Annotated in this window: 13 protein-coding genes; 4 read left to right on the top strand and 9 right to left on the bottom strand. The window is 51.9% G+C overall.

Annotated features, from left to right (window positions below; translation table 11 throughout):
* Positions 1-1,011: a hypothetical protein gene (locus tag ACO0LK_RS12780; protein WP_422975599.1), complete on the top strand. Its 1,011-nt coding sequence runs from the start codon at positions 1-3 to the stop codon at positions 1,009-1,011.
* 59 nt (positions 1,012-1,070) lie between these two features.
* Positions 1,071-2,141, top strand: coding sequence for a sulfotransferase family protein (locus tag ACO0LK_RS12775; RefSeq protein ID WP_422975597.1), 1,071 nt, complete (start codon positions 1,071-1,073; stop codon positions 2,139-2,141).
* Positions 2,142-2,160: 19 nt separating this feature from the next.
* Here the strand turns inward: ACO0LK_RS12775 and ACO0LK_RS12770 are convergent, their stop codons facing one another.
* The 3 genes from ACO0LK_RS12770 to ACO0LK_RS12760 are packed head-to-tail and all read right to left on the bottom strand — an operon-like array spanning position 2,161 to position 4,914.
* The gene (locus ACO0LK_RS12770; RefSeq protein ID WP_422975595.1) at positions 2,161-2,778 is read right to left on the bottom strand and encodes a LysE family translocator; all 618 of its coding nucleotides are present in this window, start codon (positions 2,776-2,778) and stop codon (positions 2,161-2,163) included.
* 17 nt (positions 2,779-2,795) lie between these two features.
* The gene (locus ACO0LK_RS12765; protein WP_422975593.1) at positions 2,796-3,602 is read right to left on the bottom strand and encodes an alpha/beta fold hydrolase; all 807 of its coding nucleotides are present in this window, start codon (positions 3,600-3,602) and stop codon (positions 2,796-2,798) included.
* A gap of 1 nt (position 3,603) precedes the next feature.
* Positions 3,604-4,914 carry an O-acetylhomoserine aminocarboxypropyltransferase gene (locus ACO0LK_RS12760; RefSeq protein WP_422975591.1) on the bottom strand — a complete coding sequence of 437 codons (1,311 nt, stop codon included), beginning with the start codon at positions 4,912-4,914 and terminating at the stop codon, positions 3,604-3,606.
* 164 nt (positions 4,915-5,078) lie between these two features.
* Here ACO0LK_RS12760 and ACO0LK_RS12755 point away from each other — a divergent pair, with 164 nt between their 5' ends.
* Together ACO0LK_RS12755 and ACO0LK_RS12750 are read left to right on the top strand one after the other, a co-directional pair.
* Positions 5,079-5,528: a CBS domain-containing protein gene (locus tag ACO0LK_RS12755; RefSeq protein WP_422975589.1), complete on the top strand. Its 450-nt coding sequence runs from the start codon at positions 5,079-5,081 to the stop codon at positions 5,526-5,528.
* Between the two features lie 85 nt (positions 5,529-5,613).
* Positions 5,614-6,615, top strand: coding sequence for an NAD(P)/FAD-dependent oxidoreductase (locus ACO0LK_RS12750; RefSeq protein WP_422975587.1), 1,002 nt, complete (start codon positions 5,614-5,616; stop codon positions 6,613-6,615).
* A 97-nt stretch (positions 6,616-6,712) separates the two neighbouring features.
* Here ACO0LK_RS12750 and ACO0LK_RS12745 read toward each other — a convergent pair whose 3' ends face one another.
* The 6 genes from ACO0LK_RS12745 to ACO0LK_RS12720 all read right to left on the bottom strand — a co-directional run bounded on the left by ACO0LK_RS12745 (position 6,713) and on the right by ACO0LK_RS12720 (position 14,983).
* The gene (locus tag ACO0LK_RS12745) at positions 6,713-7,186 is read right to left on the bottom strand and encodes a cupin domain-containing protein (RefSeq protein ID WP_422975585.1); all 474 of its coding nucleotides are present in this window, start codon (positions 7,184-7,186) and stop codon (positions 6,713-6,715) included.
* A gap of 115 nt (positions 7,187-7,301) precedes the next feature.
* A complete protein-coding gene (locus ACO0LK_RS12740; RefSeq protein WP_422975583.1) occupies positions 7,302-9,089 on the bottom strand; it encodes an ABC transporter ATP-binding protein in 1,788 nt (595 codons plus the stop codon).
* A gap of 94 nt (positions 9,090-9,183) precedes the next feature.
* Entirely contained in the window at positions 9,184-10,722 is a 1,539-nt protein-coding gene (gene lysS, locus ACO0LK_RS12735; RefSeq protein ID WP_422975581.1) for a lysine--tRNA ligase, read from the bottom strand.
* Between the two features lie 92 nt (positions 10,723-10,814).
* Positions 10,815-11,919 (bottom strand): peptide chain release factor 2 gene (prfB, locus tag ACO0LK_RS12730; RefSeq protein WP_186945403.1). Its coding sequence is split into 2 segments (ribosomal slippage): positions 10,815-11,837 and positions 11,839-11,919, totalling 1,104 coding nucleotides; the frame shifts between segments, so codons are not numbered across the junction.
* A gap of 235 nt (positions 11,920-12,154) precedes the next feature.
* Positions 12,155-12,445 carry a hypothetical protein gene (locus ACO0LK_RS12725; RefSeq protein ID WP_422975579.1) on the bottom strand — a complete coding sequence of 97 codons (291 nt, stop codon included), beginning with the start codon at positions 12,443-12,445 and terminating at the stop codon, positions 12,155-12,157.
* A 159-nt stretch (positions 12,446-12,604) separates the two neighbouring features.
* On the bottom strand, positions 12,605-14,983 hold the full coding sequence (locus ACO0LK_RS12720) for a YgiQ family radical SAM protein (protein WP_422975577.1): 2,379 nt from the start codon (positions 14,981-14,983) through the stop codon (positions 12,605-12,607).
* Between the last annotated feature and the right edge of the window lie 340 nt (positions 14,984-15,323).

Genomic DNA, 15,323 nt, shown 5'->3' with positions numbered 1-15,323 from the left:
ATGTCTGCCGATACCAACAATTCTGTACATGCCTATGATGTCTTCAATGGTGATGCCGATGGCATTTGTGCCTTGCATCAACTCAGGCTGGCAGAACCGCGTCAGGCGAAATTAATCACCGGTGCCAAGCGGGATATCGATTTGTTGGGTCGTTTTGAATCACAAGCAGGTGATTTACTGACCGTGCTGGATATCTCTCTGGACAGTAATATCGCGGCCCTGCGTCAGCATCTTGCTGGCGGTGCAGATATTACTTATTTCGATCACCATGCTGCGACACAGGCTTTTACGCATGAACGTCTGCACTTGCATTGCGATATGGCGGCTAATGTTTGCAGCAGTCTATTGGTCAATCAGCATTTAAATGGCAAACATTGGAAGTGGGCGGTAGTTGCTGCTTATGGTGATAATTTACCGGAAGTGGCTCATGCCATAGCCAGCCAGGCTGGCCTCGATGCATTGCAATGCAGCCAATTGCAAGAACTTGGCATACTACTCAATTACAACGCCTACGGTGAATCGGTGGATGACTTGCATTTTCATCCCGCAGTTTTGTACGGGGCCATACATGCCTATGTCGATCCTTTTGATTTTGTAAATAATGCCGTGCCATTTTCTGTGCTGCGTGATGCCTATGCCAGTGACATGGCTGCCATGCAGGGCGTGCGTGCCTATAAGCAAAGTGAATTGTCTGCCATTTATGTCTTGCCCACTCAAGCCTGGGCCAGGCGGGTTTCAGGCATTTTGGCGAATCAGTTAACGCAAGAGCAATGCGGAAAATCCTTTGCCGTGCTGACGGCAAAGCCGGATGGCAGTTATGTCGTCAGTGTGCGTTCAGGTGATGTGGACAATTGCCCGGCAAATCAATTCTGTTCTGCGTTTGTCAGCGGTGGTGGGCGACGCGGCGCAGGTGGCATCAACAATTTACCAGCATCAGAAGTGGATGGTTTTATAGAAACCTTTATTGGTTATTTCGAGAAAATGGAAAAACCGCAGTTCAGCCTGCCATAAGCAGACAGTAAAGCAAGGCGGTCTTCCGGATTCATACCTTCAAGCATGGGGAGAGCATCATGGCAGAATCAGATAGTGTTAGCAGCGTACAAAAAGTGGCGACCGTCCATAAGCGACCAACTCCCGTGCTGATGATACCCTTGCGACGCTGTGGTAGCCATGCCCTGCGTTTGCGTCTGAACAATAGCGAAGAATTTTATTCGCCTTACCCTTTGCATATTGTCGACTTCATGCCTCTGGTGCCACGCTATGGCAATCTGGACGATGATGAAAACTATTTCCGTCTGGTGGTCGATGTGGTCGGCTTGCAGGCAGCCAGCATGGTGAAATGGAAAGACATGGTATTTGATCCCGTGGATGTCTTTGAATCGATCCGGAATGACAAACGTAGTGTGCACAGGATATTGTGGGAGCTGCTGTTACGCACGGGCGAACATCACCATGCCAGCATCGTCATGGATAAATCGCTGGACAGCGTGCATTATGCAGAAGAACTTTTGCAGATATTCCCGAATATGCTGTTCCTGAATGTGGTGCGCGATCCAAGAGCTCAGGTTGCGTCCATGAACAAGGCTATCATTCATGATTATGACTCTACCCTGAACGCCATGGCCTGGCTGGAAGCGCATCAACTTTCGCGCGACATCATGCAAAGGCATCCTGATCAGGTATTGACCATACGTTATGAAGATTTTTTAAGTAACCAGGAAACCGTCTTGCGGGCGATTTGCACATTTTTTGGCATCACATTTTTGCCAGAAATGCTGGATGTCAGCCATTCTGCCGAGGCTCAGCAAATATCTCATATGTCAGCCTTGTGGGAAACAAATCGCTTCCCACCGGTGATGGCGAACAAGGATAAATTCAAGCAGCAGTTGAGCATGCGCGAAATCGAAGTCATAGAAAGCCTGACCAAGGAATTCATGCAACTGTACGGCTATGAATTGATGACCGATGCCAACCTGGAACTGAGCCAGGAAGTCCTGGCCGCCGCCAAGGAAAAATCTTGCAAGGGCAGGGAAGTGGCCTGGGACACACTGAAACATGACAATTACAAGGACTATGTCCTACGCCGTTTCAGGGCAGATTATCTGGCAGGCCTGAACCAGCGCCTGCCCGCCCACGCATAAGAAAGCCAGACATACGCAGTTAAACCAGTGCGACCATGATGCCGGCCCCTGTTACCAGGGTGCCGGCGATTCTTTCTGTAATGACCGCATACCTTTCCTGCGTTGCCCAATGGCTGGCTTTGCTGGCCAGCATGCCATATCCCAGCAAGATGAAAAATTCGGGAATGATGGAACAGGCTGCCAGTATCAGCATCTGCACACCTACCGGTTCTTTGGGATCGATAAATTGCGGCAATATCGCCACGAACATCAGCAGGGTTTTGGGATTGGTCAATTGCAGCATCAATGCGCTGCTGAATATCCTTCTGCCGCTGAGCGCCACTCCATCCAGTTTGGATATGGTCAGCGGTGATGGTTTGCCAAAAATGGCCGAAAAACCCAGATAGACCAGATAAGCCGCACCCAGATACTTGATCGCCATGAATACTTTGGGTGAAGCCAGTATCAGCGAACCTATGCCGGTCGCCGATATGGCGAAATAAATGGCATTGCCCGTCAAGATACCTAGCGTGACAAACAGTGATGTACGCCATCCCCTGGCTATGCCGTACGCCACCACCATCATCACTGCCGGGCCGGGCGATAGCGACAGGGCCGCTTCGGTGGCGGTGAATAATGCCCAGCTTTCCAGCGTCATTGCCATCACCATCACTATCAAGCCCTGGCAAAGTCGAGTAAGGCTGTCAAAACCTGATCGGCCTGTTCTGCCATCAGCGAATGACCGCAGTTTTCTATGATGACTTGCCCGCTGTGGGCGATGGCCTTACTCAGGACAAGACTGGCCTTGACAGGTGTCATCATGTCTTTCTTGCCGAGAATGAACAGGCTTGGGCAAGCTACCGACTGCGCTGCCACTTCACCATTGGCATAGGCGTTGCAGGCAGAAAAGTCGGTATGGAATACTTTATCCGGATTGATGGCCGAGATGCGCTGCATCAAACGCTGGCTGACACCCATGACATAAAACCCCGGGCCCGGACAGGATGGTTTGTGGGCAATCGAAGTGTGTGACCAGATATTTACCATATCAATGGCCGTCTGTTCTTCGTCACGTGCTGCATTCAACAGCGTATCCGATACTCGCATGGGGTAGGCGGTACCAACCATGACCAGCTTGCCGACACGTGCTGGTGCCCTGTAGCAGGCTTCCAGTGCGATCAGTGAACCCATGCTGTGTCCAACCAGCATGGCTTGTTCTACGCCTGCCACATCCAGCAAGGCAAGCAGCCAGTCAGCCATCTGTTCCACACTGCTCAGTGCTGCCCCTTTGCTGCGTCCATGGCCTGGCAAGTCAACTGCCAGCACATTAAAACCGTGATGGGCAAAATAGCGTGTCTGTAAGCCCCACACTGAATGATCATTCTGGGCGCCGTGAATGAATACTACCGTCGTCTGCGCCGGATTGAAGTTTTTACCGCCGGTATAGCAATAGGCTGCCTGGCCGTTTACCTGGAAAATCATTTCAGGCTCCTTTCTGGGCCGCTTTCAGGCCGCGTGTCAGGTCGTCAATCAAGTCATCTGCATCTTCCAGCCCTATGGACAGGCGCATGGTGCCTTCGCTGATGCCGGATGCCAGCAATTGTTCTGCTGGTACCCGGAAATGGGTGGTGGATGCCGGATGGATCACGAGAGACTTCGCATCGCCTACATTGGCAAGATGAGAGAAGATGTTGAGTGCTTCGACAAAACGCTGACCCGCAGCGCGATCGCCCTTGAGATTGAATGAAAATACTGCGCCGCAACCTTTGGGTAGCAAGGTTTTTGCCAGCGCATGGTCAGGATGGGATGCCAGTTCAGGGTAAGAGACCGACGCCACTGCCGGATGTGCCACCAGAAATTCGACGACCTTGCGCGTATTGGCGACATGTCTGTCCATGCGCAAGCCCAGGGTTTCTATGCCCTGCAATATGTTAAAGGCATTGTGCGGACTCATACAGGCACCGAAATCACGCAAGCCTTCGCGTCTGGCACGTAGCGAGAATGCCGCAACGGTAGATTCTTCCGAAAAAACCATGCCATGGAAGCCGTCATAGGGTTCACACAACTCAGCAAAACGGCCCGTTTTTTCATAGGCAGCCTGCCAGTCAAATGTACCGCCATCCACCAGCAAGCCGCCGATAGCCGTACCATGACCGCACAGGAATTTGGTGGCAGAGTGAAACACCAGGTCGGCACCATGTTCAAATGGTTTCAGCAGATAGGGGGTGGTAAAGGTGGCATCCACCATTAGTGGTAAATGATTTTCATGGGCAATGGCGGCTACCGCCGGAATATTCAATACATCCAAACCAGGGTTGCCCAGGGTCTCGGCAAACAATACCTTGGTATTCGGGCGTATGGCAGCGCGCCAGGCGTCCAGGTCGCGTGGATCAACAAAGCTCGTTTCTATGCCAAACCGCTTCATGGTGTAAGCCAGCAGGTTTTGCGAGCCGCCATACAGCGCACGTGAAGCCACCACATGGGAGCCGGCGCCGGCGATGGTACATAGACCCAGATGCATGGCAGCTTGCCCGCTGGCAACGGCGATACCGGCAACGCCACCTTCCAGTGCGGCAATTCTTTCTTCCAACACGGCATTGGTTGGATTCGATATGCGCGAATAAACATGGCCAGCACGTTCCATATTGAAAAGTGAGGCTGCGTGGTCAGAATCCTTGAAAACAAAAGAAGAGGTAAGATAGATGGGTGTGGCGCGCGCCCCGGTGGTTGGGTCAGGTGCAGCACCGGCATGCAGGGATAAGGTGTCAAAGCCGTGGTATTTAGGTCCGCTCATGGGGGAGACTCTCCATATGTGAGGCAGCAATGCTACCATCGCTGCTATGCTGCTTGCAAAATCCGCGTGTTTTTGGCAGGAAATATATTTTACGTGCTGGATTTTTTGCAAGGCTTGCGATACATTGCAAATAACGACCACAAAAACACAAACGGAGGGGCATCATGAAAGTCTCAGAGATACTTCAAGTGAAGGGCAACATACTTTTCACGATCACGCCTGATATCCCTATTACCGAAGCCGTCAGCGTCATGGAAGAGAAAGATATCGGTTCTCTGGTCGTGATGGAGTACGGTGATCTGGTTGGCATACTGACCTTTCGTGAGGTGATACGTGCGATTCATAAAAACCAGGGCTCCCTGGGCGCAGGCACTGTGCGCAAATACATGGATGACCACCCGCTGACGGTGACTCCGGAAACCGAAGTCAATGAAGTGCGTCGCATGATGCTGGAAAAACACTCGCGCTACCTGCCTGTGATGAATGCGAAAACCCTGCTTGGGGTGATTTCATTCTATGACGTGGCGAGAGCCGTGCTCGAAGCGCAAAGCTTCGAAAACAAGATGCTGAAGGCATATATCCGCGACTGGCCAGTTGAAGAAAACGAGCAGTGATCCCGGATGCCTGACCGAATTTAAATTGACGCCCGCAAGCACGCTAAGCGGGCGTTTTTTATTGTCTCAAATAAAGGGAAATACTATGCATATCGCTGTTGTTGGTGCAGGATTATCGGGTTTGACCGTTGCGCGGCAATTGCAATCGCAAGGCCATCATGTCACCGTGTATGAAAAAAGCATGGGTGTCAGCGGCCGCATGAGTACCAGGCATACTGAACTGGGTGGCTTTGATCACGGCGCGCAATATTTCACCGCAACATCTGATCGTTTCAAGAAGGAAATTGCAGACTGGAAAAAATTTGGCTGGGTAGTACCATGGACCGCCAAGCTGGCGACACTGGATGCCGGTATCAGCAAGGCAGCTGGTCGTAGTGGCACACGGTATGTGCCGGTGCCGGGCATGAATGCCTTGTGTAAACAGCTTGCACATGGGCTGGATATCCGTACCGAGCAGCAGGTCACTGCGCTGGAAAGCCAGGGCAAGCAGTGGCTGCTGTCGGTGCAATCCAGTACGGTTCCGATTGCGGCTACGGCTGGCCCCTTCGACGGTGTTATTCTTGCGATACCCGCAGACCAGGCAGAAGTCTTGCTGTCAGTCGCACCTGCCATGGCAAAGCAGGCCAAACAAGCCAGACTGGCACCATGCTGGACGTTGATGCTGGGTTTTCAAAGCTCGCTTGATTTGCCGTATGACGGTGCCTGGGTCAATCAGTCACGTCTGGGCTGGATTGCGCGTGACAATGCAAAACCGCTGCATCGTGCGGGTGAGCGCTGGGTCTGCCATGCAACACCCGCCTGGAGCCTTGAGCATCTGGAAGACGACGCAGAGCGTGTCAAAGAAAAATTGACCAAGGCTTTCCATGAGGCTACGGGTTCCCGCATACAACCTATACACGCAGTCGCCCATCGCTGGCGATATGCGCAGGCAGAAAAGCCTCTGGCTGTGGATTGCCTGTGGAATGACAAACAAGGACTTGGCGTTTGTGGTGACTGGTTTGCTGCCAGTCTGGAGGGAGCGGGCAGGGTAGAAAATGCTTTCCTGAGTGCCCTTGCGCTGGCCAGGGCAGTGACCTGGAAGGCTTAAGTCAGTTAGGCTTAAGTCAGTGTAAGCGAAGAAGCTTGCCTGGATTGGGTGAGCTTCTTCTGTTGAGGAAAATGCTGGATCAACTGAATTGGCTGGATCAGCCCAGCAATTTGGCCAGGCCACGGGCTGGTTTGCCTGCATCATGCAGGGTCCAGGTTTTGCGTATGCCTTTGGGGACATGCCAGAGGGCGGTAGTGCCTGCGCGGAAAAATGCAGTTTCACCCGGTTTCAGTGAGAAGCGCTTGCCCTGATACTCGATATCTACGCCACCGTCGAGTACATAGATGGTTTCATCAAGCTGGTAATGCCATTCAAAAGTGGAGGGACCATCGCACTCAAAAATGCCGGAACTGGTCTTACCGTCATGGGATTTGAAAAATTCCGTCGCCCTGAAGTTAGGGGTGCCTTCCTTGATCCAGGTCGGATCAACTTCAAAAGCCTTGACCGGCATGCTGACTGCCGCGCTGCTGGCAGGCGCAACCTGGGTCACGTAGGCGATAGCCTGGTATGAGGTGATGCCCAGCAAGGTCATCAAGCCAGCCGCCACGCCTATGGTAAGAGACTTCTTCATTCGATATACACTCCTTGGCGCGAGATTAACATTATCTTCTTGCGAATGATGAAAAATATCGTCAAATCGTCAAATCGTGACTGGCATAGTCTGATGGCTGGCATGCCCCCGTGGATCAGGCAGGGTTTCTCTCACCCGTCTGCAAACGCCACAGGGCAGCATAACCGCCATCCAGACTTAATAATTCTTCATGGGTGCCGCTTTCCATTATTTTGCCAGCTTCCAGCAGATGAATGCAATCAGCCTGACGTACGGTAGACAGGCGATGGGCAATCACGATGGTGCTGCGGTTGCGGCTGACCACGTCCAGGCTGCGCTGTATGGCGGCTTCGGTTTCATTGTCGACTGCGCTGGTGGCTTCATCCAGAATCAGGATGGGCGGATTCTTCAGGATAGCCCTGGCCAATGCCAGGCGCTGGCGCTGGCCGCCTGACAATTTTTGCCCGCGTTCACCAATGCGGGTGGCAAAACCCAGTGGCAATCTGGAAATGAATTCTGTGGCTTCGGCAGCTTGCGCGGCTTCGGCAATGGCTGCATCACTGGCACCGTGCACGCCGTAGGCAATATTTTCGGCAATCGTACCATCGGTCAGGAAGCTGTCTTGCGCCACATAGCCGATCGTGCGGCGTAAATCCTGCAAATTCAGTTCGCTGATTTCATTCCCGTCCAGGGTAATGCGTCCAGATGTGGGTGAGTAGAAGCGCAACAGCAGTTTGACCAGCGTGGATTTGCCGGAGCCGGTAGAGCCGACAAATGCAACGGTTTTGCCTGCCGGGATGTGCAGGTTGATTGCCTGCAGGGTTTTTTGTTCACCGTAGGCAAATTCAACGTTATTGAAATGCAATTCCCCTTTGACCTGGTCTGGCGATACATGCTTGCCTTCATAGGTGATATTGATTTTGGTATCCAGCAAGCCCATGGCTCGGTCTATTGCCGACATGGAGCGTTGATACATGTCGGCAACCTCTGCCAGGCCTGTCATGGGCCATAGCAGGCGCTGGGTCAGGTACACCAGCACAGAATAGGCACCCACCGCCAGTTCGCCCTGCAAGGTCAACCAGCCGCCATATACCAGAGTGGCAGTAAAGCCAGCCAGAATCGCCATACGGATGACAGGTGTGATGGCGGAACTGATGGCAATGGCGCGCGTATTTGCCTGCCTGTAGGCGTCACTGGCTTCGGCGATGTGGTTTTTTTCAAAGCTTTCGGTAGCGAAGGCCTTGATGGTAGCCAGGCCCAGCAAATTATTATTCAACCTGGCGCTGACATCGCCGGCTGCTTCGCGTACTTCCGAATAGCGAGGTGCCAGACGTTTTTGAAACCAGAACGCACCGATGAGAATAGCCGGTACCGGCAACAGCGAAATGACTGCCAGCGAAGGTTGCAATGTAAAGAATACCGCGCTGACCATGATGGATGAGCAGATGACCTGGATGATCTGATTGGCACCGCCATTCAGGAAGCGTTCCATCTGGTTGATATCTTCATTCAGGATGGACATCAGGTTACCGGTGCGCTGGTTTTCGAAATAGGCCATTTCCAGTTTTTGCACATGGTCATAGGCATCCAGTCGCAAGTCATGTTGCAGATTCTGTGCGAGCTTTCGCCATTTAAGTGACAGCAGGTATTCAAACCAGGATTCGCCACCCCAGATGATGGCATTCACTATGCCAAGAAACATCAGTTGATGCCAGGTGTCGGTAATGCCAAAGCCGCCCAGAACCCGTTTTGCCAGAAAACTCTTGTCGCCATTGATGACGATATCGACAGCGACGCCAATCAATACTTCCGGCAAGACATCAAAGAATTTGTTCAATATTGAATAAATGGTTGCCAGGCGAAAATCTGTTTTATAGGCCTTGGCATAATTCAGGAGTTTTTTAAGCGGGTGGACTGGTGGCATGGCAGGATTTACTTGATGGCAGAAGATGGCAGAAAACAAAAGGGACTGCAAATTCTACAGTCCCTTCGTCATTTATGCTTGACTATGTCAATTATTAATCTTCCCGGCGCAAATGCGGGAACAGGATCACGTCACGGATGTTTGGTGAATCGGTAATCAGCATCATCAAACGGTCTATGCCTATGCCGCAGCCACCGGTCGGTGGCAGGCCGTATTCGAGGGCGCGGATGTAATCAGCGTCGTAGTACATGGCTTCTTCGTCACCGGCATCCTTGGCTGCTACCTGTGCCTGGAAGCGTGCTGCCTGGTCTTCGGCGTCATTCAATTCCGAGAAGCCATTGGCAATTTCACGACCGGTCATGAACAGCTCGAAACGTTCTGTGATACCTGCAACGGTGTCAGATGCACGTGCCAGTGGTGAGACTTCGACCGGGTAATCAATGATATAGGTCGGGTCCCACAGTTGTGCTTCGGCGGTTTCTTCAAACAGGGCCAGTTGCAATGCGCCCAGACCGGCTGTAGCGAAAGGCTTGACACCAAATTTCAGCAATTCTGCCTTGATGAATTCAGCATCATGCAATTGTTCATTGGTGTAATTTGGCGCATATTTATTGATGGCGCCAACGATGGTCAGACGCTGGAAAGGCTTGCTCAAATCCAGTTCACGGCCCTGATAGGTCAGTACGGCTGTGCCATGTGCATCTTCAGCCGCCTTGCGGATGACTTGCTCGGTGAAATCCATGAGCCATTTGTAATCGACATAGGCTGCATAGAATTCCATCATCGTGAATTCTGGATTGTGACGTGGTGATACACCTTCGTTACGGAAGTTGCGGTTGACTTCAAACACGCGATCGAAGCCGCCGACTACCAGGCGTTTCAGATACAGTTCAGGCGCGATACGCAAATACATCTGCATGTCCAGCGCATTGTGATGCGTGATGAAAGGCTTGGCAGCAGCGCCGCCAGGTATCACGTGCAGCATTGGTGTTTCCACTTCCATGAAATCATTGCTGTTCATGAATGTGCGTATGGAGTTCATGGCTGCCGTGCGTGCCTTGAAGGTGCGGCGCGTGTCTTCGCTCATGATCAGGTCGACGTAGCGCTGACGATACTTGGTTTCCTGATTGGCCAGGCCGTGGAATTTATTGGGCAAGGGGCGCAGGGACTTGGTCAGCATGCGCAGAGTCGTGACCTTGACTGTCAATTCGTCGGTTTTAGTTTTGAACAGTACACCTTCTATACCCAAGATATCGCCCAGGTCATAGTGACGGAAAGCTTCCATTTCAGCCTCGCCAGTTTTGTCGGTGGTGACATACAACTGTATGCGGCCATCGGCCTTGATGCCAGAAGCATCTTGCAAAGTTGCGAACGCAGCTTTTTTACCGGCTTCACGTTTCAACATCATGCGACCGGCTACACTGACTTCAACATTCAGTGCTTCCAGTTCTTCACGACTCATCGCGCCGTATTTTTCTGCCAGTTCGGCCGCTTTGTGTTGCGGGCGGAAGTCATTCGGAAAAGCAACGCCTTTGGCGCGGATAGCATCCAGTTTGGCGCGGCGTTCGGCGATGATAGAATTTTCGTCAACTGCTACTTCTTCGGCGGGTGCCGCATTATTGATATCAGACATAATTTTCCCTAAGGGAGGGCAGGCATCTGGCCTGCGGGTTTTGATTCTTTAAGGCTGCGCAGGCGGATCGCCTGCGCAATGTACACGCTGTATTACACGCCTTGCTTTAAGGATGCCGCGATGAATTCATCCAGGTCACCATCCAGAATTGCTTTGGTGTTGCCAGATTCAAAATTCGTGCGTAAATCCTTAATGCGGGATTGATCCAGTACATAAGAGCGGATCTGGTGACCCCAGCCGACATCGGTCTTGGAGTCTTCCAGATTCTGTTTTTCGCTCATGCGCTTGCGCAGCTCAAGTTCAAACAGTTTGGCTTTCAACATTTCCCATGCTTCAGCACGGTTTCTGTGCTGGCTGCGGTCATTCTGGCATTGGACCACGATGCCGGAAGGACCATGCGTCAAACGGACAGCGGAATCGGTTTTATTAATATGCTGACCACCGGCACCGGATGCGCGGTAAGTATCGGTACGTACATCTGCCGGGTTGATGTCGATTTCAAACGAGTCATCTACTTCAGGGTAAACAAACAGGCTGGAGAAGGATGTATGGCGGCCATTGTTGGAATCGAATGGTGATTTGCGTACCAGGCGGTGTACTCCAGTTTCCGTGCGCAGGAAACCATAGGCGTATTCGCCTTCAACCTTCAATGTAGCGGTCTTGATGCCAGCGATGTCGCCGTCAGACTGTTCCATGATTTCGACTTTGAAGCCCTTGCGCTCGCAATAGCGCAAATATTGACGCAATAGCATCGATGCCCAATCCTGTGCTTCAGTACCACCAGCACCCGCCTGGATATCGATAAAGCAATTGTTCGGGTCCATGGGGTTGTTGAACATGCGACGGAATTCCATGCCCTCGACCAGTTCACGCAAACCTTGTGCGTCAACTTCTATGGCTTCCAGCGTATCGTCATCGTTCTCTTCGCGCGCCATGGCAAACAGGTCATTGGCGTCGCGCAGGCCGCTGTCTGCTTTGACAAGCGTGTTGACGACGTTTTCCAGGGATTTTTTTTCTTTGCCTAGTTCCTGGGCGCGTTTGGGATCATTCCAGACGGCAGGATCTTCCAGTTCGGCATTAACTTGTTCGAGTTTCTCTGACTTGATATCGAAGTCAAAGATACCTCCGGAGTTCGGCTTCGCGGACTGTCAGGTCGGCGAGCAGGGCGGACAGGCTATTGAGGCGTTCAGCTTCCATGATAGGTATTCTTTTCTAATGCAATCAAACCTTGCATTATACCTTGGCATGCGACTGCATGAGCGAATTAGGCTGTGAACATATGTATAAACTGCAAGAATATGAATTTCAGCGCTGGCCTTGGTCGTATTTCAGAAGAGTGAGTTGCACTTCTTGAAACAACTTACATAAGCAATTTATCTGGTATACCTGAGTATTGGTGATGTCGTCACTGCCAGGTGCCAGTGCTGATTTATCACCAGACTGATTTGCTCACTGTTGGCGCGCTATTCCTGTGACTTTCCATCCATTTGCTCAGATGGTTTTTGAAACAAGGTGGGCAGATATGGTATTGCGTCAGGGTGGATTGACCGCCATTCGGGAAGGATTCTTCCTCTTCCAGGCTCAGCGTGGTGATGATTTTTTCATGTTCCTTGCTGCCCCAGTTTTCATCCCAGTGGGATTCAGCGCCGCATACATCACAAGTGAGCTTGTCGAACACTTCTTCAGTATGCTCGAGTATCAGGACTGTTTTCATGTGCTTCATACTATCTCCTTGTTAAGGGGGGCTGAAGTTGCTGCAAGCGATGAATTGATTCTACATCAGCGGTAATGAATGAGCGGAAAATGCTGAAAAAAAAGCCGCGTTTTTCAACGCGGCTTTGATTTTTATCGAACACTTATTTTGAAAAATTGTGAAATCAAGCTAGCGTCGCCCGGATTTGCTGCCGATAGCCGCTTTGGATTTGCCTGATTTGTAGGCAAGGGCTGGGCGGCCTGTAGCGGGGGCTGCTGTGGTTGCCGTGGTCCTTGCTGTTGTTTTTGGCGCTGTTTTCATGGCAGTCTTTATACCGGTCCCCATAGGTGGGCGTGTCGTAGGTTTTTTGCCAAAAGTATCGATTTTGGGTGCTGCGATCCGTCGGCCATTGGCAACACCACTTTCATCAATTGTGATGGGGATATGCGGCTGACGAGACGGGATCAAATGGCGTGGTCCGCTACCTATCAGATCGCGCCTGCCCATGCGTTGCAGGGCTTCGTGGATGATTTCCCAGTTTTCTGGTGCGTGATAGCGTAACAGTGCCTTGTGCAGTTTGCGCACCTTGCCTGAACGGGCTGTTTCTACCACTTCGGAATCTGCCGTTACTTTCTTCAACGGGTTCTTGCGGGTATGGTACATGGTCGTAGCCAGTGCCATTGGTGTAGGCATGAAGGTCTGTACCTGATCCAGCTTGAAGTCATTTTTCTTGAGCCAGATTGCCAGGTTGATCATGTCTTCATCCGTCGAACCCGGATGGGCGGCGATAAAGTACGGTATCAGGTATTGTTCCTTGCCCGCTTCTTTCGAATACTTCTGGAACATGGCCTTGAACTCGTCATAGCTGCCTATGCCGGGCTTCATCATTTTCGACAGGGTATCGGCTTCGGTATGTTCGGGCGCAATCTTCAGCAGGCCGCCGACGTGATGGGTTACCAGTTCTTTCACATATTCAGGTGAGCGTACCGCCAGGTCATAACGCAGACCCGAGCTGACCAGTACCTTCTTGATACCGGGCAGGGCGCGTGCCTTGCGGTAAATCGAAATCAGCTTGCTGTGATCGGTGCCCAGATTAGAGCAGATGCTTGGGTACACGCAGGACAGACGACGGCAGGATTCTTCTATCTTTTTGTCCTTGCAAGCCAGACGGTACATATTGGCAGTTGGTCCACCCAGATCGGAAATCGTGCCGGTGAAACCTTTCACTTTGTCGCGGATTTCTTCTATCTCACGCAAAATCGACGGCTCGGAACGGCTTTGTATGATGCGGCCTTCATGTTCGGTAATTGAACAGAAGGTGCAGCCGCCAAAGCAGCCGCGCATGATATTCACCGAGAAGCGTATCATTTCCCAGGCGGGTATGCGTGACTTGCCGTAGGCAGGGTGCGGTGCCCGTGCATAGGCGCGGTCATACACACCATCCATCTCATCCATGGCCAGTGGTAGCGGTGGCGGATTCAGCCACACATCGCGGTCGCCATGGCCCTGCACCAGTGCCTTGGCGTTGCCAGGATTGGCTTCCAGATGGAATACGCGTGAAGCATGCGCATACAGTACGGCATCGTCCTTAACTTCATCAAATGACGGCAGGCGTATTACGGATTTGTGCTGTTTATTGCGCAACATGAGCTGGCGCTCTTCGCGGCTCATGATGCGTATGGCTTGCAGTTGCACAACATCAGCCTTGGCTTCGGCTTTGACTGCGGGCTTTGCTTCTGCGGATTCAGCCGCAGCAGGCGCATCGCCAGTAGCGCATTTCGCTTCTTTCTCTGGCACCATTGCATACGGGTCGGTATGCGCTTCTATCTTGCCTGGGGTGTCGATTTTGACAGAGTTGATTTCTGTCCAGTCTTCATCTGGCAACCAGCCACGTGGCGTCATGAAGGCGGTGCCGCGTAAGTCACGTATATCCTTGATAGCTTCGCCCTGCGCCAGCCTGTGCGTCAGGTCGATTAATGCGCGTTCCGCATTGCCAAACAGCAGGATGTCTGCCTTGGAGTCAGGCAATACCGAGCGTCTTACCTTGTCAGACCAGTAATCATAATGCGCAATACGGCGCAGGCTGGCTTCTATGCTGCCGGCAACGACGTTTGCATCAGGGTAGGCTTCGCGGGCACGCTGCGCATAGACCACCAGCGCACGATCGGGGCGCTTGGTACGGTCGCCATCGGGCGTATAGGCATCTTCAGAGCGTATCTTGCGGTCAGCCGTGTAACGATTCACCATGGAATCCATATTGCCAGCAGTCACGCCAAAGTACAAATTCGGTTTGCCCAGCGCACGGAAGGCATCGGCTGACTGCCAGTCAGGCTGGCTGATAATGCCGACGCGAAAGCCATGATGTTCCAGCAGGCGGCCAATCAGGGCCATGCCAAAACTGGGGTGGTCGATATAGGCATCGCCCGTTACGAGGATGACATCGCAACTATCCCAGCCCAGTACATCCATTTCGGCACGCGACATGGGTAAAAAGGGTGCGGTATTTTTTCCACCAACTTCGGGACGGAAACGTGGGAATGAGAATAGATTTTTAGGCTGAGCGTTCATGGGCAGAATTGTACCGGAAACCCGTTTGTTTTGCGCGCATGGAAGGAAATTCTGCTGAAAAATCAAAAGCTTGCATGTGGCCGATGTGATTTTTTGTTAATTTTTCGTTGCTTGATTACCTTTGCTGCTTGACGGACTGTCCGTGTGATTGATCACGCCAGGGGCTCCTGGATTTTTACCTTGTTTTCAGAGGATATCGCGCTGTTACCGTAAAAATAGATATGTGCGCCATGTATAGTCAGCCTGGCCGACGTCAATTTTCTCGAATTTGTTTGTGCTTTTAAGGCGTAATTCCATATTAGATATAGCTGTTTTCGCGTAAAATCGCTGCCAATATCAA

Source organism: Undibacterium sp. Ji49W (assembly GCF_049340205.1).
In the GTDB taxonomy this organism is placed as follows: domain Bacteria; phylum Pseudomonadota; class Gammaproteobacteria; order Burkholderiales; family Burkholderiaceae_D; genus Undibacterium.
This window is presented reverse-complemented; position numbering and strand designations above follow the sequence as displayed.